This window comes from Scytonema sp. PRP1 (assembly GCF_036697665.2).
GTDB classification, from domain to species: Bacteria; Cyanobacteriota; Cyanobacteriia; order Cyanobacteriales; family Nostocaceae; genus Kalymmatonema; species Kalymmatonema gypsitolerans.
The window spans coordinates 12500-34090 of record NZ_JBAHYJ020000050.1; the positions used below are offsets into that span (position 1 = coordinate 12500).

22 protein-coding genes and 1 pseudogene are annotated in these 21591 nt (G+C 41.8%); 16 read left to right on the forward strand and 7 right to left on the reverse strand.

The annotated features are described in order from the left end of the window. Positions 1-3 precede the first annotated feature (3 nt). The 6 genes from V5G28_RS10025 to V5G28_RS10050 all read left to right on the forward strand — a co-directional run bounded on the left by V5G28_RS10025 (position 4) and on the right by V5G28_RS10050 (position 7768). Positions 4-831, forward strand: coding sequence for a hypothetical protein (locus tag V5G28_RS10025; protein WP_336230232.1), 828 nt, complete (start codon positions 4-6; stop codon positions 829-831). Positions 832-833: 2 nt separating this feature from the next. Next, a complete protein-coding gene (locus tag V5G28_RS10030; RefSeq protein ID WP_336230234.1) occupies positions 834-2375 on the forward strand; it encodes a hypothetical protein in 1542 nt (513 codons plus the stop codon). A gap of 63 nt (positions 2376-2438) precedes the next feature. Beyond that, a complete protein-coding gene (locus V5G28_RS10035; protein ID WP_336230236.1) occupies positions 2439-4211 on the forward strand; it encodes a type IV secretory system conjugative DNA transfer family protein in 1773 nt (590 codons plus the stop codon). 260 nt (positions 4212-4471) lie between these two features. Then, entirely contained in the window at positions 4472-6985 is a 2514-nt protein-coding gene (locus V5G28_RS10040; protein ID WP_336230238.1) for a hypothetical protein, read from the forward strand. 184 nt (positions 6986-7169) lie between these two features. Then, the gene (locus V5G28_RS10045; protein ID WP_336230240.1) at positions 7170-7391 is read left to right on the forward strand and encodes a hypothetical protein; all 222 of its coding nucleotides are present in this window, start codon (positions 7170-7172) and stop codon (positions 7389-7391) included. Between the two features lie 47 nt (positions 7392-7438). After that, on the forward strand, positions 7439-7768 hold the full coding sequence (locus V5G28_RS10050) for a hypothetical protein (RefSeq protein ID WP_336230242.1): 330 nt from the start codon (positions 7439-7441) through the stop codon (positions 7766-7768). A gap of 535 nt (positions 7769-8303) precedes the next feature. On the opposite strand, the gene V5G28_RS10055 is transcribed toward V5G28_RS10050, so the two are convergent. Further along, on the reverse strand, positions 8304-8456 hold the full coding sequence (locus tag V5G28_RS10055) for a hypothetical protein (RefSeq protein ID WP_336230244.1): 153 nt from the start codon (positions 8454-8456) through the stop codon (positions 8304-8306). A gap of 117 nt (positions 8457-8573) precedes the next feature. Between V5G28_RS10055 and V5G28_RS10060 the strand changes: the two genes are divergently transcribed. The 5 genes from V5G28_RS10060 (at position 8574) to V5G28_RS10080 (ending at position 11506) form a co-directional block, all read left to right on the forward strand. Further along, positions 8574-8903 (forward strand): hypothetical protein, encoded by a 330-nt coding sequence (locus V5G28_RS10060; RefSeq protein ID WP_336230246.1) that lies wholly within the window; start codon positions 8574-8576, stop codon positions 8901-8903. 221 nt (positions 8904-9124) lie between these two features. After that, complete coding sequence (locus V5G28_RS10065) at positions 9125-10036, forward strand: DUF6398 domain-containing protein (protein ID WP_336230248.1); 912 nt, start codon at positions 9125-9127, stop codon at positions 10034-10036. Between the two features lie 71 nt (positions 10037-10107). Further along, positions 10108-10605, forward strand: a complete 498-nt coding sequence (locus tag V5G28_RS10070) for a helix-turn-helix domain-containing protein (protein ID WP_336230249.1) — start codon at positions 10108-10110, stop codon at positions 10603-10605. Between the two features lie 22 nt (positions 10606-10627). After that, a complete protein-coding gene (locus V5G28_RS10075) occupies positions 10628-11311 on the forward strand; it encodes a transposase (protein ID WP_336230251.1) in 684 nt (227 codons plus the stop codon). Positions 11312-11314: 3 nt separating this feature from the next. Next, positions 11315-11506: an IS1096 element passenger TnpR family protein gene (locus V5G28_RS10080; protein ID WP_336230252.1), complete on the forward strand. Its 192-nt coding sequence runs from the start codon at positions 11315-11317 to the stop codon at positions 11504-11506. Between the two features lie 395 nt (positions 11507-11901). On the opposite strand, the gene V5G28_RS10085 is transcribed toward V5G28_RS10080, so the two are convergent. Next, positions 11902-12579: a PEP-CTERM sorting domain-containing protein gene (locus V5G28_RS10085; protein WP_336230254.1), complete on the reverse strand. Its 678-nt coding sequence runs from the start codon at positions 12577-12579 to the stop codon at positions 11902-11904. A gap of 496 nt (positions 12580-13075) precedes the next feature. On the opposite strand from V5G28_RS10085, the gene V5G28_RS10090 reads away from it, so the two are divergent. Then, on the forward strand, positions 13076-13879 hold the full coding sequence (locus V5G28_RS10090; RefSeq protein ID WP_336230256.1) for an MGMT family protein: 804 nt from the start codon (positions 13076-13078) through the stop codon (positions 13877-13879). 43 nt (positions 13880-13922) lie between these two features. Here V5G28_RS10090 and V5G28_RS10095 read toward each other — a convergent pair whose 3' ends face one another. Together V5G28_RS10095 and V5G28_RS10100 are read right to left on the reverse strand one after the other, a co-directional pair. Next, on the reverse strand, positions 13923-14873 hold the full coding sequence (locus V5G28_RS10095; RefSeq protein WP_336230258.1) for an RpoD/SigA family RNA polymerase sigma factor: 951 nt from the start codon (positions 14871-14873) through the stop codon (positions 13923-13925). A 128-nt stretch (positions 14874-15001) separates the two neighbouring features. Further along, a complete protein-coding gene (locus V5G28_RS10100; protein ID WP_336230261.1) occupies positions 15002-15523 on the reverse strand; it encodes a DUF3122 domain-containing protein in 522 nt (173 codons plus the stop codon). Between the two features lie 216 nt (positions 15524-15739). Between V5G28_RS10100 and V5G28_RS10105 the strand changes: the two genes are divergently transcribed. The 4 genes from V5G28_RS10105 (at position 15740) to V5G28_RS10120 (ending at position 19463) form a co-directional block, all read left to right on the forward strand. Beyond that, a complete protein-coding gene (locus V5G28_RS10105) occupies positions 15740-16654 on the forward strand; it encodes a hypothetical protein (RefSeq protein ID WP_336230263.1) in 915 nt (304 codons plus the stop codon). Between the two features lie 189 nt (positions 16655-16843). Continuing rightward, positions 16844-17047, forward strand: coding sequence for a hypothetical protein (locus V5G28_RS10110; protein WP_336230265.1), 204 nt, complete (start codon positions 16844-16846; stop codon positions 17045-17047). A gap of 20 nt (positions 17048-17067) precedes the next feature. Then, positions 17068-18525 (forward strand): DUF6884 domain-containing protein, encoded by a 1458-nt coding sequence (locus V5G28_RS10115; RefSeq protein ID WP_336230267.1) that lies wholly within the window; start codon positions 17068-17070, stop codon positions 18523-18525. 122 nt (positions 18526-18647) lie between these two features. Beyond that, on the forward strand, positions 18648-19463 hold the full coding sequence (locus V5G28_RS10120; protein ID WP_336230268.1) for a hypothetical protein: 816 nt from the start codon (positions 18648-18650) through the stop codon (positions 19461-19463). Positions 19464-19955: 492 nt separating this feature from the next. On the opposite strand, the gene V5G28_RS10125 is transcribed toward V5G28_RS10120, so the two are convergent. From V5G28_RS10125 to V5G28_RS10135, 3 genes and pseudogenes are all read right to left on the reverse strand, one after another. Beyond that, the gene (locus tag V5G28_RS10125; protein ID WP_336230270.1) at positions 19956-20399 is read right to left on the reverse strand and encodes a heavy metal-responsive transcriptional regulator; all 444 of its coding nucleotides are present in this window, start codon (positions 20397-20399) and stop codon (positions 19956-19958) included. Positions 20400-20447: 48 nt separating this feature from the next. Next, positions 20448-20723, reverse strand: a complete 276-nt coding sequence (locus V5G28_RS10130) for a thioredoxin family protein (RefSeq protein WP_336230271.1) — start codon at positions 20721-20723, stop codon at positions 20448-20450. Positions 20724-21244: 521 nt separating this feature from the next. Then, positions 21245-21590 (reverse strand): annotated as a pseudogene (locus V5G28_RS10135) (hypothetical protein); the annotation flags it as partial. Position 21591: the final 1 nt, after the last annotated feature.

The following is a 21591-nucleotide window of genomic DNA, read 5'->3' on the forward strand; positions in this document are numbered from 1 at the left end:
GCCGTGAAAGCTAGATATTTATTCGGTTTCAGCTTACTTTTCTTCAGCGCGAGCGCACCGCTCGTACTACCTGTACAAACCGCTACAGCAGGTATCGTAAGGCAGGTGCAAGCATCCCAGGTATCAGGAGAAAAAGCGACTGGGCAAACAGTCAAGGTATGGGCGGGACACGGGGTATCCATTTCGTTTTACCGCACTGAGGAAGTTATTAAAAAAATCTGGTTGGACGATCCCTCTAAGTTCGTAATTGATGTGGATGGATGTCTGGAAGGATTAGGGAGATGTTCAAAAGAAGGAACAGGAGCAGGACTTATTCACCTTCGCCGTATCGAAACAGTAAAAATCCCCGGTTTGCCACAAGCTACCTACGGCGCACATCTCACTGTAATCACTGAATCTGGAAGTACCAAAAAATCCTATCACTTTCGTATTGTACCCGGTACAGGAAAACCCGAATACAGCCAGTTAGAAATTATAGGCGATTCAAGCAATGACCGGGAACTCAGACAACCAAAAGCTGATTACACCGCCATATCTGATAGCAAGTATATCGCCAAAGGAATGCAGTTTGCACTTTCCAAACAGTGGATAACCAGCGATACCCCGCTGTGGGAAAGACTAACCAAACTCGTCGAGTTGCGATCGCTTGGAGAAGAACTCACCATCGCTGCAAGCAACGCCGGGGTATCGATGAAATTAGTTGAAAAGCTCATGCTTATGGGTGGGAAACGTCTTCTCGAAATGCCCCCACGTTCACTCAACACCCAACAAGTTAATACAAATAATACTCAACCTACACCATTCAATCTAGTTGTTGAAAAGAAGAGATAATTATGGAAACCAGAAACGTTACAACAGATCATCAAAAACTTAAAGTTATAAATTTTACAGCACATCAGGAAAGTCCACAGGAGGAGAGAAGTGAGCAGGGGAATACCATCCACGTAAACGATGAAATAGTGGCAATTGTTCCAGTTTCAACGACCGTACCTAACCAACCTACGAATAATCGCAGTCAGGGATACCAATGGCGGGAAGCAAAAATGAACACCTGGCGCTATCTCATGGTTGCTGGTATGGTAGCAGGACTCGCCCTGCACGGTTTAATGAGATTCGGGGGTAGCTACAATATCGGCAGTCTCGTATTTGGGGATAAAGCTGTCGCAGCTACACCAACGAATGTTTCAAATTTGAGAGAAGTTGCTAAAGGAAGTATCCCCCCAGCAAACTTCTCCTCGAATGATTCAAATTTGAATCATTCGACCAAACAAGCTAAAACACTGAAAGAACAACCTCTTGCGGTCAAATATGTCAACGGCATTCCCGTCCCCGACTGGAGCAAAATGAACTTCGAGAACATGAAGTTAAAGGAAGCGGGTTCGGTAGAATTTCCCAATGTCAAAAACCCCGGCATGAAAGAAAAGCGCGTTTGGAGTGCAGGACAGTCGCTTGCTCTTGTAATGGAACTGGGGGATTTTGAAGCAACTGAATTCAAAATCGAAAACCTCAACCTCCAACAAATATCGCTTCTTACAGGTATAAGCCTCAAGGATTTCACGCTCTCAGATTTTGAGACTCTCAAATGGCAAACACTTGGAGATTTAGTGGAAGCTATCCCAGGACTGGAAAATAAAGATATTGCTGATATACCCGCCCTTGATGATTATGTTGCTAAAGTAACAGGGGATAGCTACACAAGTCAAACTGTCGGGGAAGCACTCAACAATTACCCCCAACTTGAAAAAGCGGAACTCGGTAAATATATTAAGCTCGACCAGTACAAACTCAACAGTATCCCCGGCATTGAGAAAGCTCTACTCAAGGAATTTACCAACTGGCAGAATACCACGATCGCCAAAGTACCGGGATTGGGGAAAGTACCATTTGATGAGTTTCCAGGAGTACCAGTACCCGATATCAGCTTTGTCGGCAAGGTAGATATGGTACTTAAAGAGGTAGAAAACGGTAGGTGGAAATCAATATCGGGTAGTTATCAAGAAGGGTTCAATGTACCCTGCTATAACTTTGAATGTGCTCACATCGAGGTAGCTGGAAGCGATATCCTCACTGGCGCAACCTGGATGTCAGGTAAATTCCAAAAGGTAAGAGGTGGATTTGGGATACTGGGTAAACTCAATGGTGGGAAGGAACCAACCGGACGCCACCCCTTTGGTAAATCATTTAAACACGTCCTGTGGGATGTCAAAGAATCGACAGGTACAGTCACAAGCGCGATGTTCTTTCGCATCTGCAAACGCGGATGGATTGACTTGGGATGTTCACCCTATTTTATCGGGCCAGTCCCCTTCTTTGAGTACAAGGAGATGGACCCTATCATCTTAGGCGCACCCCTTACTGTACCTAAAAAACCTTAAGTAATATCCTTCGGCTCAAAAGCCGCTCGTTGTGTTTTCCTCCACGCGCTTAAACGAGTTTTTATGAATAACCTATATTTCGCCACAGCCAAAACCGTCAAAGTTAAACAAACCCAAGAGGGTCAACCCTCTGCTTCCAGCTACGACTTCAGCAAGTATACCAACCAATTAATGTCTCCCCAAGGACTAGCACTCGCCGGGGGAATATTAGCACTATTTCTCCTACAAATGTTCTCTGCTGGTAAGAAGAGCAAACTCGCCACCAGCTATTGGGGCGGAGGAAAAGAAACAGCACGCGCCAAGAAAAAAGCCATCAAGCAAGTCATCTCTCCCAAGTGCGATAGCGCTAGCTTGTATATTGGAGTACATAAGTACAAGGGACAAAAACCACCCAAGGGGAGTGGGGGAATACCTGTATATGTACCCGATGTTCAAAGAGGTACAGCTGTTATTGGGGCACCTGGTAGCGGTAAATCCTTCTCGGCAATCAACCCCATGCTTTACTCAGCTATCGACCAAGGGTTTGGTATTGTTCTATACGACTTTAAGTACCCCAGCCAAGCCAAAATAGCTAGTTACGCAAAATCAAAAGGGTATTCTGTACACGTCTTTGCTCCGGGTTTTCCCGAATCTGAGGTATGCAACCCTATCGATTTCTTGCGCGATAGTAGCGATGCTGAAACCGCAAGGCAGTTGGCTACCGTGATCAACAAAAACTTCCGTATGCTTGGTGGTGGCTCGGAAGACGCATTCTTCGGTCCTGCGGGCGACCAGTTAACTCAGGCAATCCTGATGCTCACCAAAGACTTTGGGGAGTTTGCTGATATCATGACCGCAGCAGCTATCCTCTCAAGCGAGAAGATGGTCGAACGCCTGATGGCAGCAAGTCTTAATCCGTGGATACGGATAGCCTTCGGTCAATTATTTAGCTCCAGCGGAAGTGAAAAAACCATCGCGGGTATCGCCGGTACCGCCTCGCTCATGTTCACGCGTTTCATGGCAAAGAACACGCTTGGTTGCTTTGTCGGCAAGACTACTCTACCACTAGAGGTAGGCAAGAAACAGATGATTATCTTCGGACTTGATCGCGAACGCCGCGATGCAGTTGGTCCGCTGATGACTTCAATCTTACACATGACCGTCGCCCGTAGTATTGCCAAAAAGAGGAAAGACACTGGTCCACTTGTAGTTAGCGTTGACGAGCTGCCATCGATTTTTCTCCCAGACTTATTCAAATGGCTTAACGAATCCCGAAGTGAAGGATTCTGCGGAATTCTCGGATGGCAAAACATGGGGCAGTTGGAGAAAATTTATGGCAAGGAAATTTCAAAAGCAATCCTCGGTGCGTGTGGTACCAAGTTTATTTTCAACCCTGGTGAAGAGGAATCTGCAAGGGTTTTTAGTGCTTACCTTGGTGAAGAAGAAATTAAATATAAGCAGAAATCCCGGTCAACCGGAGGGGGGAAAGCTTCAACATCAATTTCCGACCAAGAACGGACTCGCAAACTGTTTGAACCTGCCCAATTTCTCAAATTACCACCTGGTAAATGTGTATTTATCAACCCTGCTTATAGTAATAATAATGAAGGTTCTGTTCCTATTTTAAAAAATATTAAAGTGCCAAAATATATCATTGGACTAGAGGAAGAAAACGATAGGCAATGGGATAAAGTTATCAAACAACTTGCTCGAAAAAGTACCCAAAAAAGACCAACTCAAGAAGACTTGGATGCCAGAGTCAAAGAGGTAGACAAGCGTTTTCCCATTCCTCAAGCACCCGTAGAAGCAGGAAATACGCCATTACCTGTGGATAGTTACAAAGAATTTTTCTCATGATTCCTACAACTGTTGTCAGAAAAATTAGCAAGTTTCAAAACTTCCCTAGATGGAATTACAATTTTCTCAATTATATCAAAAGAAATACTTTTATAATATCCTAGTCTATCATAAAGACCGCAATAATGCAGATAATATTTATGACAATACATTTTCCCATTATGGTACTAAACCATCATTACTAATCATTAGATTTGATATTCAGTTAATCTTCGTTCAATACCAAAAAATAGTACTCTTGATAGATTACCAAAACCACTATGTTTGACCCCCAGCAACAACGAATAGCAGATAACTATCTTCAAGTAGCTGATACTGCTGGTAAAGCAGCCTTGGAATTAGCCAAAATCCTGATTAACACTTTCAAAAAGATTCAAGAAATACTTAAAGAAGGGGAAGAAACAGATAAAATTGCAGTTGAGGTAGGCAAGGATATTTACAACCTCGTACCCGATGAATCTACCCCTAGGGCTTACAAATGGGAAAAGGTAGATTTAAATCAGGAGCTAGGTGGTAGAGACACAGTAGTCTTCATGCCGGATATGTACATGGATAATGTACAGTACAGCATGACAGTTGAATATAATACACAAAACGAACCTAGCGAATATCAAGCACAAATTATCGCCGCCCGAATTGTACAAGACGTACCTGATTTAGGTGATAATTCCACAGATTACGAACCAGCTATCAAAATAACTGCCTATACTGAATCAGGTGATAAAACTGTCATTTACAAACAAGATTCACAGGGCAAATGCCGAATAAACTTAGTCACAGAAAATCTGTCTCAAGATGAAATTCTGGATGTAGCTTACGAACCACTCGTGAAGCTACTACCTCCTTCATCTGATATCATTAAAAATTCCCAAAATACCAAAAACAATCTAGAAGAAAATAACAGTAGTGTACAGTCTGAAATTAACGTTAATGGCAACTTAGATATTGAAACCAACAAAATTGAGAATCTATCGATAGCAGCAAATGATATGCTATTGCAAGTCTTCAATAATAAGAATATTGAAGAAAATTCAACAGAGTTAATTACTACTGATGCCAAGGAAATTCAATCAGTAGAATATACTCCAATAGAAGATGTACCGCCGTCAGAAGAGGCAGTTGGATTTCTAGAAGATGTAGATATTAGCAATCCTCCGGATTTTGATGATGCACCAGATGAAGATGAGAAAATTACTGCAGTCATTCCGATTAATGAGTCAGCAGAATTAATAGATAATACTGGTTCAACAACTATATCAGAACCAAGTCATCAGATAGATAACCAACCTTCAAATCTTGAAAATTATGACTCCACATTATCAACCATATCAGAGTCAGCCGAAGAGAAGTTTGAAGAAGTTGTCATCAGTAGTGTTCAGGAAGAGGTAGAAAATCAGGAAAATTTTACTTCAGTAGAAATAATACTTACTAATAATAAGAAATCTGTTGAGTCAGAAGAAAGCCCAAGCACAACTCCCAAAAGAGAAAATTTGGAAGAAGAAGAACAATATGCTGCTCAATATACTTACCAACAAGCAGCCAATTCCAAGGGGGTAGAACCGCAAGCGCAACAATGGGCACGTCAAGTAGAAGTACCAGTATACGAGATAAAAAACAAACAAGCAGAAAAAGAACGTTACAACGGCGAAAACAAAGATATTGCCCAAGCTGCAACCCAAATGTTGAAAAAATATGGCACCATCGAGCAAGATGGTTCTCGTATTTACAGAAGTGATACCTTTGTAATTCGGCAAGAAGCAGATACCATCAGCGTCCACCGCCGCAGTGACGAACTTCAGGGTTGGAATAACTCGTTGATGGAATTCAAACCCGGTAAGGGAAACAAAGAACCCAAAATCACCAAACAGCCTAAAGAAATGTTAGGGGTGGAACGTCAGGAATTTTTGATGGTAAACGAACACCTCCAGGATAAGGGTAAACTACCCGACTTAAATTCTTCAGATATCCGGGATGTGGCAAATACACTTGGTTCTCTTGCCCCTGCTGGTACCATCAAAACCCTTGAGGTATTCAAACAAAACGAGATGCTGGATACTCTCAACAACATACTCCTCACAGCAGGTAAAGATGAACTCGCTGTAGGAGAATTTACCACTAAACGCACCCGTGACCCTCAAGGAAAAAAAGCCAGCCTGCAATTGTTTAAAACCACTGAGGAAAGGGGTACTCAGGAACAAGTCCTGTTTGACTTAACTAAAACCGAAGCTGGCATTACAAAGGAAGTAGCCAAGATGAATATCTCTGACTACGATATCAACCAGGTGAAGTTTATTGCCCAAAATGCCCAAAAGCTTAACCTAGAACAAATCTTCGGTAACTCACAGCCTACCGCCGCACCTCCCAAAGAACAACCAATACAAGCAGCAGGCGATATCCCCGTCAAAGTCCACCCCTACATCGCCGAGGAATGGGCGAACATGATCAAGCATAGCGGTCCTAACTGGGGAGGGGCAATGAACCAGGGTAATGCAGAAATTCTCCAGCGCATAAAAGACAACGACGGCAAGTTACCAATTGCCTCGCAGCGGGAAATGTACTTCAAAATTTTGACCTACAAAACTGATGAAGCTCAGAAAAGGGGTGAACAAGTCGTAGATTTTGTTCCTCTCAAGGATATTATGAATGATTTACAAACATGGCGTGGTCAAGAAATCAAAACGCAGTATACTCCTACAGAACACATAAGCGTCCCCCAACGTCAAACCGTCACCGCTGCTGCACCTAAAGCTAAGTCAGGAGGGGTGGAATTATGACACTTTGAGGAAGACAGCAGGCAGATTTAACTAATGGGGTTCGGGGGCTATTAGTCCCGCACTGTACCCCTATCAGTGTCAGGAGGGGGCTAGCAACAGTTTGTCTTGACCACCTGTCAAGAAATATGTGTAAGAAAGCACCAATCGATTGAGGAGTCGGATAATCTTTTGTTAACGATGAGAATTGTTCGGTTACTACTGGCGATCGGTTCTGTTGAAGATTAATGGTGTTAAAGGCGGACAAACCGATACCACGTTTTTCCAGCATATCGGTCATTGGAAGCACTTAAGTGCTCAGTCTGCTGGTTCTATCAAGGTAAGAATTACCATCGCTGCTCCCGGCGGGCGCTCTGCGCCATCGCTTTTTACTGGAAATAAATCGAAATTCTGCTATCTAGATTTGTAGCAACCTTTACCAGAAAAATTATTGCTAGTTAAAACATGAAAACCTCGATGCTTAAACTTTCACTAATCTTAGCTACTCTCATATCCACGCAATTATTGGGCGCTGCGTCTGCCCAGAGTAACCCACGTTCTGGTTTTGGGACGATTAAGGTGCAAGAATTTATCTCTTCTAACCGTATTAAAGTTACTATCCCAAAAGCTGTGGCTGTACAATTGTTTAACAACTTAGAAGAACAAGAAGGAAGAAAGTCCGAGGACATTTCAGTTGCGTATCCCACAAGAGAAACAGCTGTAATCGTACATAGCATAGTAGGTTTGGCTGATGATTCAGTAGGTGGGATACGAAATCGCATCTCTTTTGAGACGCAACCAAAATAAATGGGAAATTGTTTGGGTAGGTCGGCAATATAAGTGCCAATTAGGTCGAGGACATCAAGACTGGTCTAGCAGTCTTTGCTCGTAGCTGGGTTTTTAGCCTTCGTCAAGTCTAATTTAATTGTTACTTCAGCCACCGTAGTCAAGACGATTTATGCAGTAGCATTTTATTCTATAACAAGATACGTGCAATTTTCACGCTTTTGTTGCAGCGCTTCTATGATTGGAGAAATGCCAGCAAACCGAGCTTTTATGGCCGCAGTTTACTTTTCTTAATTTTTCTACGCTGGACTCACATATCAATGCGATCGCTCGTCTGCAAGGAAGTCCACAGGGCATCGGTGCGCGTGACGGCACTGATGCTGTTTGTTCAGTCTGTCCTCGCGCCTAACGGGACTTAAACATTTTTGAGGGAGAAACAAGCCTCAAAACCATACAGGGTAAGGGAAATACACCAAATGCTCAAAAATGGCTCAAACCCAGATATATCAAAAAACAAGCGAATACCATTTAAGCGTATGAAGAAAGTTTGGAGCAATCAATCCCATGATCGCGCTAACGGATCAATTGGTATATCTGGATCAATCTCAATCACGGTGATTTTGGCATTCTCAACCACCGTATTTCCCATAATCGTATTGTGCATTGCCTCAAACTTCGATTCTTCAGAAGCAATGCGTTCTTCGTGCAAAATGACATGGTAATGCTTGGGAATTGGCTCACAGCGAGTCTAATCGTTCTACTGCATCCCAATCTATATTTTGTCGTTCTTGGGCCAATCTTGTCCGGAGTTCAATCTGTCGTTATATTGACAGCCTGGGTAGCTTATGTATTAGGCTACCAACGAATCGCACGATTGAAGTCATTGCAACTTCAATTAAAGTCACGTTATCTCCACCTGATTGCCTTCAGCAGTCGCCTGCTCAACGGCTGCGCCGTTGACGAACGCGAGTGCGTGTCGCTTTGCGACGAGCGTGTGCAAAGGAGCGCTTACGTACTTCTGCCTTTCTTCAATAAGGATTATTTGAACTTTACTATCTCTAAGGCGCTGACTCCCATTACGATTCCACAAAAGTTGTTAAAGTCGATTGGGCAAGAGGGAAAATCGGGATTGCGTTTATCAGTTTGTTCCACCTGATGATGCTCGTGATGTGATTTTCAGGCAGTGATTAAATAGGGATGAAGCGTCAAACCGTGAGTCGGTGTCAGTCACTAATAATATAGATATAACTATAACGAAACAAGTAATTGACACATCATTACAGTTAGTCCCCAAGTGTTAGACATTGCAATCGGCACTCAAAACCCGAATTTTGATTCGGTGTCAGTCACTAATAATGCTAAAGCAGAGTAATGAGTATGGCTAAAACTAAGAAATCAGAAAATGTTCCCAACGCGATGCAAGAAAAGTTTAATGGCATTGTGGCGATAACGAATGATTTTGCCAAACAACATTTAAACGATGAATATGCCCAGTTGCTCCGCTTTGCGACAGCAGCTCTATGTCGCAAGAGACCATCTCCACTGGCAAGGGGTAGGGAGAAAACTTGGGCTTGTGGGATTACTCATGCTATCGGCATGGTCAATTTTCTCTTTGACCCTTCACAAAATCCTCACATTAGTGCCAAGGAAATCTACCAGTGGTTTGGTGTGAGTCCTAGCACCGGGCAGTCGAAATCAAAACAGGTACGAGATACCTTGGATATGCATCAGATGGACCCTGATTGGTGTCTGCCCAGTAAGTTAGACAACAACCCCATGACTTGGATGATTTCTGTTGATGGATTTATCTTGGATGCAAGGTTTGCACCCCGAGAAATTCAGGAAGTAGCATATACACAGGGCTTAATTCCTTATATTCCGGATAAAGGTGAATCGGAGGATATTGATGACATTGATGACAAACAAGCATTACCCCATCATCAAAAAGCGGTTAATCCTTCTGCAAATGCACTATATGTGCTGGATGTGTTTTTAATTGACGGTCCAATTACGGAGGAATTTATTGCTCTGAATTCAGTGGTGTCTCGAACCATTGAGATTAAAGGCAGCAATACTTTGGAGGAACTCCATAAAATCATCTTCCAGGCATTCGACCGCCAAGAAGAGCATATGTACGAATTTCAAGTGGGAGGAAGTGGCCCGCAAGATCCAAATGCAAGACGGTACTGCTTGAAACAACCATTTTCAAGTTCCGGTTTGACACAAGCGCCTACAGGGGATGTGTCTAGTACTTCAATTGCTTCCCTAGTACAGCACGGCGTAAGTTAACCGACTATTGTTGTGGGAGAATAAGCAATTAGATTAAAAGTAGTTTTTGCTGACAAGTAGGAAATCAGGGCGTGGCACGATTAGCTCCAAAGGAATTAAAATTGAGCGATTGCGATCGCTTAGAACTCCAACAGTTGGTTAACCGACACAATACACCACAACAGATAGTAGTGCGAGCAAAAATCATTCTCCTAGGGTCGGAGGGGAAAAATCATGGCGAAATTGCTCGAACATTAGATATTAGCTTGGATATGGCTCGTTTATGGCGAAACAGATGGTTGGAAACTAGCGATCGAGAATTGTCTATTTTTCAGAGATTACAAGACTCTGAGCGTACTGGCGCACCGGTAAAATTTAGTATGGAGCAAGTAATCGAATTATTTGCGCTTGCATGTTCGCCACCCGAAGACTACGGACGAGCCATAAGTCATTGGACACCAAGAGAACTGGCGGACGAAATTATGAAGCAAGGGATTATTGAAAGCATATCCGTCCGACATGTTGGAAGATTATTGGAGGAAGCAGAACTTAAACCTTACCAGAGTCGCTACTGGTTAACCCCCCCCTGAAGATGAAGAATTTGATGCAAAAGTGGAAGATATTACTGGCTTATACATGAGTGCGCTCGAACGCGCTCAAAACGGAGAGCACACAATATCAATTGATGAAATGACTGGTATTCAAGCTATAGAGCGTTTAGAAAAAGACTTACCGATGCGACCAGGTAAAGTTGAAAGACGGGAGTTTGAGTACGTTCGTCACGGTACACAGAGTTTAATTGCCAATTTTGATGTCGCTACTGGTAAAATTGTCGGGGCTACTTGCGGAGATTCTCGAACCGAAGAAGATTTTGTTCTCAATATTCGTCGAATCCTTGAAAGTGACCCCAATGCCAAAAAATGGCATCTAATCATGGATTGTCTTAATACTCACCAGTCTGAGTCACTGGTTCGTTTGGTTGCAGAACAAGAAGGTTTGAATGTTGACCTGGGTATTAAGGGGAAAAGTGGCATACTCAAATCCATGAAATCTCGTACTGCTTTTTTGAAAGACCCAACACATAAAATCGTTTTCCATTACACACCCAAACATTCTTCTTGGCTCAACCAAATAGAAATTTGGTTCAGTATTTTAGTTCGCAAGTTACTTAAGCGTGCTAGCTTCAAAAGTCAGGATGACCTCAAAACTCGAATTCTCGAATTTATCGACTACTTTAATCAAACAATGGCTAAACCTTTTAAGTGGACATATAAGGGTAAAGTGTTGGCTATCTAATACTTGGTTTATTTACGCCGTGTTGTACTAGGCTTATCTGTTGATGAGGCTTTTGGTTACTGGTTCGACTTTGGTGATGATTGGTGGCACCAGATTAATGTCACAAAAATCATAGATAAGGCTGCATCGAGCAAGTATCCCAAAATCACTAAGCGCTTTGGAGCTAGCCCTCCTCAATACGCGGATTTTGAGTAGGAGAACCATAAAAGATCTGCACAAGTTTGAATAAGTCACTTTTTGCAGGTTCACCCTTATGCAACCATTCCATTAAATCATAAGGGTATAACCAAAAGCTCTCAATAAAATCATTTTTGTTGTAAATTGGGCTGTCATCTAACTGAATGCGCGTAAACCTTTATAAAAGCAGACACGTGGTACTCATGTGGTGTTAAATACCCAGCCCTTTCAACGCGAACAAATGAACTATTTTCTCGTTTAGACGATTTAAATTGTGGATTGCGAGAAAAAATAGAGATTTTTTGCAATTCCTCACGCGATAGCGAAGCTTGCGCTATAGGCGCTAAGCCGGGGGAGGCTTGCGCCGAAGCGATCGCCTGTTACTGAATCAGTGTTCTAGGGGTTGAACTGGCTCATGAAGCAGAGCGAAGGCAACGTCGGCGCAACATAAAACCAGTTCCAATTAAGCCAATACCAACTAGCGTCCCTACTCCGGTTTCCGGTTCTGGAACAACCTTAATAGTGCCAGCCACTAAAGCCTGTCCTCTTATGGGATCGTTTGGATTTGGACTGATTGTGTCGTTCTCAAAAAAGTCTAGTATGCCAGTAGCACCTCTGAATATACCCTCACCGCCAGTGATAATCAAAGAACCAGAGCCAGACCCTGTGAGGTTTACAAAGTCAATTAAAGCCGTGGCACTAGCGGTTCCAGACACCTTGTTAGCACCGCTACCACTGAATTCAATAAAGCCTTCTGGGAAGCCCTCTAAGCCGATTGCTGTTGGATCGGTGTTAAAGGTGAACAAGCCAGTAGAGAAGTCAGTTAGGGCGTAAACTAAACCGTTATATTCGGTGAGTCCATATGGTGCATCAGTACTTACAGCCCGTTCAATTGCCCGTGAAAACTTCTCGTTAATCGGCTCAACAGCGATTGTTACGTCGTAGTTACCACTAAATGGGAACAGAGTCTGTGCGATTGGCTTTGCCACTGCCCCTTGGGCAATCGCCTTCTCGTTCCCTGATCCAAAACTCAGTAAAGTCAAAGCTGCAGGAACAAGCCATGCAGCGTAAGAGCGAAGTACCGTTAGCATTGTTTCATATTACCTATCTTCAAGGGAACTTTTATGTAAAAAATATTACTTTTTGCTTGCCGAAAACAGTATACAGCACATTAAATTGCGACGGCAATGAAAAAATTGTCGCTCCGCTTGATGTATCTTTAGAGACCATTTAATCTTTTAATGCGGCGATTCTTAAGACATTACTGTCGTCAGTCATAGCACCACAAATAGTATTAAACCTTTATAGTATTATGTGTTTAAGCATTTAACAGCTAATAAAATTATGAGTTTAAATGTTTAACTGTTGCTTCAAATCTTCTACGTTCTGGACTTGGCTCCAGTCGATGTCTGCAAAAGTTGGCATGACACGAAATTGAAATGGAAAGCTTAATCCCATCTTTGTCAACCGTATATTCGCAGTTTATCGTGTAGCACTGATTTTTCAAGAATGGCTAAAAGGTAGCTATAATCAAGGCTTTCAGACCCGGAATGCATTATTTAACAAACATCTCGGCTCAATGCCTTTATGACTACTAGTCAAGGTTTAATTTTACATCTTTTTCTGAAACAAAAGCATGGTTCAGTCATGAGAGAGGTTGAGGAACTAAACTTAAAAGTCGGTCATGGAATAGAAGGGGATATTAACGCTAACCCTATTAGTCCTAGGCAAATTTTAGTTGTAAGGTATGAAGATATTGTAGACTTCGCAATTCCACCAGGGGAATTACGAGAAAATATTGTCATAGCGGGGATAAAACCTGAAAATTTTACTCCTGGTTCTCTTATCACTTTTGAGAGTGGTGCTGCTATTCGTTTAACTTTTCATTGTGAACCATGTAAGCGCATAGCTCATTTAGTTGATTCATTAAACAGTCTTCTATATCAAAGAGGTATTTTAGGTGTAATTATCAATTCCGGTAGAATTCATGCCGGGAATAAGGTTCAGATTCAAACTGACAAATTTCCAGCATTCTCTGAAAAACCTTATGAACGCTTTCTCGATTTTATAGTCAAAGTACCATCAGGAAAAGTAGTTAATTATAAACAGATCATTCAAGCTATTGGAGTAGATAACAGCTATATTAGGGCTATTCCTATATATCTGAAAAAAACATCTGCTGATGATTATCCAATTCACAGAATCTTAGATTCTCAAGGCTATTTAATAACATATGTTCCGGAGCAAAAGAAAAAGCTAGAATCTGAAAGTATTGAGGTTTTAGATAAGCTAGATTCATTAAGTAACCGTAATAGATATTTTGTTGATATCAATAAATATTTATATAAAAATATGAATGTTTATTTTCATGAAAATAAACATTCATATTAAAATTATTAATGTTAATTGAGTCAAGAAAGATTGAGCACATTTTTCAATAAGATAAATACTGTCCAATTTCTGGTTGTTGACGACGCAGAACAGTCATTGCTTGCTGCTGGATTTGACGAACTCGCTCTCGACTGACATTTAGCTTCTCTCCAATCTGAGCCAAACTTAGTTCTTGATTATCTAACAGTCCAAAGCGCAAAATTAATACCTCACGCTGCATGGGTTTGAGTGATGCTAACAAATTATCCAAGTCCTGGCGCAACAGTTGTTGAGTTATCTGTTCATTGGGTGAGATGCCCTCATCACTTAGAAGTTCACTCAATTGTGTGTCTTGGTTATCCCCCACTTTCATATCTAAAGAAACTGTTCCACGAGCAATACTCAGATATTCTCGAATTTGGCTTGGGTTTAAGTCTAATTTCTCAGCAATTTCTGTAACTGTGGCACGCCGACCGAGTGTTTGAGATAATTCTCGCTGTACCTTCTTTATTTGATTCAGTTTTTCGTTAATATGAACAGGTAGCCTGACTGTGCGTGATTTCTCGGCAATGGCCCTTGTGATTGCTTGGCTAATCCACCAGTAGGCATAGGTTGATAATTTATAACCTCGGTTAGGATCAAACTTTTCTATCCCTCGTTGTAAACCAATTGCCCCTTCTTGAACTAAATCTAACAACTCTAGATTCCGACGCTGGTATTTTTTAGCTATGGAAACGACCAGTCGTAGGTTGGCTGTGATCATCTTTTGCTTGGCGACTTTCCCTTGCTGAAGTATTTGAGTGACTTCAGCTTCGCTTTGATTGACAAAATTAGCTAATTCTGCCAAGGTTGGTTGGCGACTCAATTGTTGAGTGAGGTGCTGTTTGTGCTGCTCAATGGCAATCATTTGCTGTACAAGCCTGCCATAAGCAATTTCCTGGTCTGCTGTTAACAAGGGAAACTGACCAATTTCTTGTAAATAAACGCGAACCATGTCAGAACTCAGGCTGGACATACAACTAGAATACTTCTCCAGAATTAGACGAATTTAAAATTATAAATCAAATAGCTCAAGAATTTTCTAACTTTCTATTTTGGAAGATAAGACATTTTATACGTTACCGTAGCTTCTCGTTTTGTTGATTAATCAATCTCTGTTACTAGCCATTGCCACTCAGTTACTACGGTGTTAGGTATGTTAAGAACTAGTGGCTTTTCAGCAGAGATTGGCACATAAAGTTTGAGTGCATCGGTTGTTGGCAATTTAGCTAAGACATTAGTTAAGTTATATTCACCCACATTAGGAGCAGGTGCAGTGACAGCATATACATCTGATGCACTTAGCAATTTTCCTTCTGTTGTTTTGATTTCTAAGGCTTGGGGGTGAGCAATTTCAAATACACCAGGAAAACCAACCAAACGCAACCTTAAATCCGGTGTTACACTTTGATAATTTTGTTTGAAGAGTAATACTTGCCAACTGTATCCTTTTTCATCTAGGATGGATACTTGCGAGTGGTAACGCAAAACGCCAGGGAAATCGTGATGTTGCCGCAGTAGCGCCTGTGCTGACTCTACACTCCATCCCTCAAAAGCCAACGCTAGAACAATAACCAGGGCGCAACGCCAGAAATATTGCCAAAATTTTCGCTTCAGGTGACACATACACTCAATTTTCTTGATTGTAGCTACGCTTATCGTCCTGGGCGGAATATAGAACAAGCAGTACAGCATCTCTATTCCTACTATCAGTTTCAACCCAAATGTTCTAAAGCAGATGCATCATCAACTAGTACCAGCCGCCCCTCCTTGTAGCCTTAAAAATTAGAAATCACTACATATGAGCTAACGCAGTTAGATAAAAAATAACTGGTTAGCCGTATGAGTTTAACTTCAGAATTAAAGAATAAAGAATCACCCATCAGAAAGTGGTTTGATGATAGATATAATACAGCAGTAGCAAAAATTATCACAACCCACAATCAGTTACTATCCCAACAGGAAATAATTCAGCCAGTAGAGGGAACCGACTTTCCACTAACAGGAAATGCTCTCAGCAAGGCACTCAGCAAATACTTAGGACTCATTTACAACCAGAAAAACTGGTATCAAGGGAGTACACCACTAACAGGCGCACAATTATTAAAAGTTGAATATGTGTTCGACTACTGCATTACAGAGTCTAAATCCCTCGAAGAAGAAGCACTCAAATGCATGATACTTAGTGCTTTAGAAAATTATGTTCGTACTAGAAGAATCCACGAAATAATTCAACCATTTCTCCAAGGAGAAAAGTATCTAAATCTAGAGGCTGAATATTTCAGAAAGTGGTTACCTACTATCCAAGACACAGCCCAAATAATTGGCATATTACCTCGCACTTGGGAAACAGTTAAAAGTCAAATAACACCTGGTAAAATCATCTGCAATGGTTCGTTTCCACTTAGTGGATTTATTGGCGGCGCGGATTATCAGGTCTTAGTAGGAAATACCCTCATTGATATTAGAACAACTGCAAAGCACCGTCCATTCACTCTAGAGAATTTCTACCAACAAATTAGTTACTGTCTACTTGACAGTAATGATACCTACAAAATTAACCAACTTGTATGGTTTTACAGCCGCCAGCAGTCTGCGTTTTGCTATCCAATTAGTAAGCTATTTCACAATCTTAAAGCCACGAGAGAAGAGTTTAAAAAGATGATACTCGCTAATTATGGATATGACAGCAAGCTCGATAGTATCGATAACAAACTTTTTCTTAATCCCAATTTGAAACTGTATCTAGAACCTTGACAACTCTATGAGCGATATACTTCAAGCGAAATTTAACATCGGGATGTTAGTTAATTACACCAAAGAAACAGGATGTATCCTCCCAGGTGGAAAAGCTGAAATCATAGTAATGAAATATGACACCGATGTCAAAATCTACATTTATCATATCCAAAGCTAGAAACAAATTCTCGAAAAGGAAAACCACGTATGAAAATTCAAGATTTTCAACTAACACCCAGCTACAGCATTTACCATGATGGCATGCAGTACTGCTGTCAGATACATTTTGATGACCAGTCAGATAGCGAACCAGAGGAATTGTTCGCAGATTCTGAAGAAGAACTAGCACGCAAAGTTAGCGAGTGCTGGAAGAAATACTTCAAGAAACAAATGGAATTTCATCGCTGCTAAATAAATATCTAAGCAGAATTATGAAACTAGGTTTTTATGCGGTTTTGGGAAAAAGAGATTATCTCAAGTTAAATAACAAAAAAGTTGGGATTTGGGAGTTAACTGAATACCAGCCAACTGGATGGTTATGTTCGCTCTTCATAAAACCAGAAGTCATACCGCAAAACTGCCCAATCATCCATGATTGCGGTGCATTTGGCTACCGTGAGCAAGATTACCCCACCATCAACAGTCAATATGTTGACGCGCAATGGGCAGCCAACCGATATCGAGAGCGCAGCCGTGAGGGGGATACTGTAGTAGCCCCCGACAACCTACTTTTGGAAAATATTAACTGGCGACGGCAATATAATCTAGAACAGGCACAAATTTTCATCCGGATAGCCCAAGAAAAACTGCCCGACAGAAAACCCCTCGCTACCATTCACGGACTGTCAATTCAAGAGAAAATTGAATATGGGATCAAACTTTATCAACTGGGATACAAACGCCTGGGGATAGGCGGGTTGGCACAGCAAGCCAGTCATTATTCAACCAACCTATACATTATCAAAGCCATCATTCAAGCAATACACTCATTCGATAAAACCGTCCACTTTCATGTTTTTGGCTTATGCTCCCCGCAATATGCCAAAGCCTTTTTTGAGATGGGCATTAGCTTCGATGGTTCAACCCACGCCAGAGAAACCTTCAGCGGTAATACACTCCTGTTCAATGATGGAGAAAATCTGCTCAGATATCCAGTCCACCAGGCACCTAAATGCAGTTGTCGAGTGTGTGCGATTGCCTCTGGCACTGCGAAGAGCGCAATCGCCGTATCTCCTGCGGAGACGCAAAGCGAACACGGAGCGTGCGCTTTGCGCTCAGGCGGGGCTTTGCCCATCGCCCTTAGCGGCTCCTCAACGAGCATCGCACCGAGAATCGCGCGAAAACACAACATCAACTCCCAGTTAATAGGAAACCGCACTTCGAGCATCATTAGACTGGCGCACAATCTCAACTCTCTACTAGAAACTTACCACCATATCAAAAAACCAGAAACTCTTTATCTCGTCGCCGGGTGTGGTAAACAAAGCAAGCAGAGAACTGCTGCCAAGGAAGTTTATTGTTCTCAGCATTTTCAAGCTTGTCGTCAATACGCAGAAGCCCAAGGTAAGTGGTACATCCTGTCGCCCCTGCATAAGGTACTAAAACCAGAACAAGTAATTTCGCCCTATGACAAATCTCCCAACTCCTTATCCCCAAAAGAACGCCAACTGTGGGCACAGCAAGTAGCATCCCATATCATGGAGACAACCAATCCCAATGTAGAAATTATCTTCCTCACTGGCAAATTGTACCGACAGCAAGTAATTCCTATCTTGCAAGCACACAATTACACCACCAGGACTCCGATGGAAGGTTTAGGTATCGGTCAACAAATTAAATGGTTATTAAATCAATTGTCAACACCCAAACAACTCGCTCTCAAGCTATAAAATGATAAGCGTGCTGGTTCTTGTTTAAATCAAGAACCAGCACGCCTACACTTTGTTAAGAAAATTGTTCTAATTAACAATATTTTTATACAAACAAAATCTTTAAAGAAATATTCCTAAATATGCGTAGTCCAACTATTGACATTGGAGATAAGTTTGGTTATTGGCAAGTTCTTGAAAATCAAGGAACAGAAATACTATGCCAGTGTACAGCATGTGGAACAAGAAGAGAAGTATTTAAGTTTAATCTTCTCAACGGTAAAACAAAAAGCTGTGGCTGCGTCAAAAAAGGAAACCTTTTAGAAATAGGACAATCCTTCGGCAAGTTAACAGTAATTGATAACCAAGAAATACAACAAGCAGGTAGATTTGTAAAAGTTCTAGTACTTTGTAGCTGCGGAACTGAGAAATATGTCTATAAGCATAGCTTAATTGCTGGTAATACTTTAAGCTGTGGCTGTGGAAGAAAGAAGCCAATCAAAATAACAAGCGAAAACCCAAGAGAATACCACTCATGGAACTATATAAAACAAGTTTGTTATAATAACAAACACCCCTTTTATAAAAAACATGGTGGTTGTGGAATCGAAGTACATCCAAATTGGAAAGATAATTTTAACCAATTCTTTTTAGATATGGGGACTGCTCCCAATAATACAATTATCGCCCGTATCGATACGACTGGAAATTATGCACCTGGCAATTGTTTTTGGAGCAACCGCAAAAAATATTGGCAAGAACTCGAACGAGCAGAAATCAACAAATTTATCAAAAGTTTTTACACCAGCACAGGTCAAGACAAAAAGGTAAAGATATCTGAATCAACTATTCGTATGATACTACTGGAACACATGAACGGGGAAGCCAATATAAACAACATTGCTCGCAAATTTAACATCTCTAAAAATGATGTATTAAATATAATTATTAATATATAAATTACCACGAATTTCGTAATAGCGAATAGTCCTGATAGGGACTCATATATAAGATAAGCGCGATGCTCCCAAAGGGAGCCGCAATCATGCGATCGCAGTAGAAGATACAACTCCAAAGAAATAGCTATTTCCGTAGAAAAAGCTTCCAAGTGCTGTAAAAAAGAATTTGACGCTTGGAAGTTGATAATGACTACTATTACCGTGGCGAATCGTGTCAAAATACTCAAGGAGAAATTTGCCAACAGTTTGGGACTGCCGTTTCAAGACTTATTGCCGGAGTCCACGATATAAGGCTGCTTACGCGAGTTGAACATTAAAGATCGCCAACGATTATTTGACCGGTTTGTCACCCTGTGGACATTCTTGTCTCAAGTACTGAATACGGAGAAAACTTGCCACAATGCTGTCAGTAGAGTAATTGCATGGTTGGCTTCAGAGGACGAGGAAATTCCTTCAGAAGATACCAGTGCTTATTGTCAAGCACAAAAACGGTTAATCGTTTTCTCGCTCAATAAGCCAACAGATTCTGCTATCACAGATTCCATTGTTTAGTGGATTTAATGAATCTGGAAGCAGTGCATCAATTCGCTCATAATGACTGGCTAATTCCTGGTGGAATGCGACCATCTCCCGAATATGGCAATCCAATTCATCTAGGTGCTTCTTCACCATTTCCTTGAGGCTGGCACAAGGAAGAGCACCAGAGACACTAATGTCAATGAGTTTTTTGATCTCATCGAGGGAAAGCCCGAAGCGCTTAGCTTTCTGTATAAACTGCAAACGCTCTGTATCCTCATCTAAATAAACACGATACTGTGACTCTGTTCGCTTGGGAGGATTAAGCAGTCCTAAGCGTTCGTAATAGCGAATCGTCTGAGTAGGAATACCAACTTGACGGCTTAATTCACCTATAAATAAACCTTGTTTCGCTTTCATACCGTCTCCATAAGGGAGGGGAAAGGTAATTCCCTCCCCACATATGCTTTATCCTTGTCCAATACCAGCAGCTACCAATGCTTCGCGAGACACTGGCTGTTGGTTAGAGCAGCACTCAGCTAGCTTGCCATTGACAACAACAGCGGGAACACGATGGATGCCGTACTGATTTGCCTTCTCACGATAGGAGTTGGTGGCAGATTCAGAGCGCAAGTCGTAAACCTGTATTTCGCAGTTAGAGCAGGCAAGCTCCCTTACTAATTTGACAGTTTCATCACACAAGGGGCAACCAGCTGTAAAAACTTCGATTAGACGTTTGGACATCTCAAACTTCTCCTTCTAAACTCTAAGACTAGCCTAAACCTTGTACTTGACTTCAATGTCAAGTGGGTCGGTTGTCAGTATTTGTGCTAGTAGCAACCTGAAAATGTAACTTGAGCGGCTTGAGAACGTAAAAATTCTTTGATTTTCGACCAACAATTCTCGTACGCCTTCGGCGGGGCGTAGCTCTATGGAGAAAATTCAGGAGAGTAAGGAGATAAATAAATTAGATGCGCGCCCACAGATTCAATCGCTATTATGTGGCAAGCTACGCTAACGCTCCTGAAATCGCTCCCAGCAGAAATCCAAATCCTGCCAATGTGCCGAAAAAAGTTACTTTCTTGAGCATCATCATTTTCCTCTGCATCAATGATTCAACTAGCCGAGTGTTTTGGGTTGAAAATTACGTAAGAAGGAGTCAGAAGTCAGAAGTCAGAATTCAGAATATCCCCACGGATAAATCCGGGGGCTTTAGCAATGATGCAATTCGCTTTTCTTTTTTCCAAAGGATGTTGACGGAGGCTTTAAACCCAACTCGCCACCCAGTCGCACACTCGCCATTCTGGCTCCTGGCTCCTGAGTTCTGAGTTCTTTTTTGGTAAACGTAACGCATTTGTCACAACTGACACGGAACTAAACGCCATTGCTGCACCTGCAATAATGGGGTTGAGTAACCAACCGAAGATAGGGAAGAGAATCCCTGCGGCAATGGGAATACCAGCTACGTTGTAGATGAAGGCAAAGAAGAAATTCTGACGGATGTTGCGAATCGTGGCACGAGAGAGTTGAATGGCAGTGACAATGCGGGAGCAAGTCACCGGAGATGAGCGTGATGTCGCTGGTGGCGGCGATCGCTACATCTGTCCCGGTT

Excerpts from the sequence above, each read along its gene's own strand:
- V5G28_RS10030 (WP_336230234.1), top strand. The coding sequence starts at position 834 with ATGGAAACCAGAAACGTTACAACAGATCATCAAAAACTTAAAGTTATA.
- V5G28_RS10035 (WP_336230236.1), top strand. The coding sequence starts at position 2,439 with ATGAATAACCTATATTTCGCCACAGCCAAAACCGTCAAAGTTAAACAA.
- V5G28_RS10040 (WP_336230238.1), top strand. The coding sequence starts at position 4,472 with ATGTTTGACCCCCAGCAACAACGAATAGCAGATAACTATCTTCAAGTA.
- V5G28_RS10050 (WP_336230242.1), top strand. The coding sequence starts at position 7,439 with ATGCTTAAACTTTCACTAATCTTAGCTACTCTCATATCCACGCAATTA.
- V5G28_RS10065 (WP_336230248.1), top strand. The coding sequence starts at position 9,125 with ATGGCTAAAACTAAGAAATCAGAAAATGTTCCCAACGCGATGCAAGAA.
- V5G28_RS10085 (WP_336230254.1), bottom strand. The coding sequence starts at position 12,579 with ATGCTAACGGTACTTCGCTCTTACGCTGCATGGCTTGTTCCTGCAGCT.
- V5G28_RS10090 (WP_336230256.1), top strand. The coding sequence starts at position 13,076 with ATGACTACTAGTCAAGGTTTAATTTTACATCTTTTTCTGAAACAAAAG.
- V5G28_RS10095 (WP_336230258.1), bottom strand. The coding sequence starts at position 14,873 with ATGTCCAGCCTGAGTTCTGACATGGTTCGCGTTTATTTACAAGAAATT.
- V5G28_RS10100 (WP_336230261.1), bottom strand. The coding sequence starts at position 15,523 with ATGTGTCACCTGAAGCGAAAATTTTGGCAATATTTCTGGCGTTGCGCC.
- V5G28_RS10105 (WP_336230263.1), top strand. The coding sequence starts at position 15,740 with ATGAGTTTAACTTCAGAATTAAAGAATAAAGAATCACCCATCAGAAAG.
- V5G28_RS10110 (WP_336230265.1), top strand. The coding sequence starts at position 16,844 with ATGAAAATTCAAGATTTTCAACTAACACCCAGCTACAGCATTTACCAT.
- V5G28_RS10115 (WP_336230267.1), top strand. The coding sequence starts at position 17,068 with ATGAAACTAGGTTTTTATGCGGTTTTGGGAAAAAGAGATTATCTCAAG.
- V5G28_RS10120 (WP_336230268.1), top strand. The coding sequence starts at position 18,648 with ATGCGTAGTCCAACTATTGACATTGGAGATAAGTTTGGTTATTGGCAA.
- V5G28_RS10125 (WP_336230270.1), bottom strand. The coding sequence starts at position 20,399 with ATGAAAGCGAAACAAGGTTTATTTATAGGTGAATTAAGCCGTCAAGTT.
- V5G28_RS10130 (WP_336230271.1), bottom strand. The coding sequence starts at position 20,723 with ATGTCCAAACGTCTAATCGAAGTTTTTACAGCTGGTTGCCCCTTGTGT.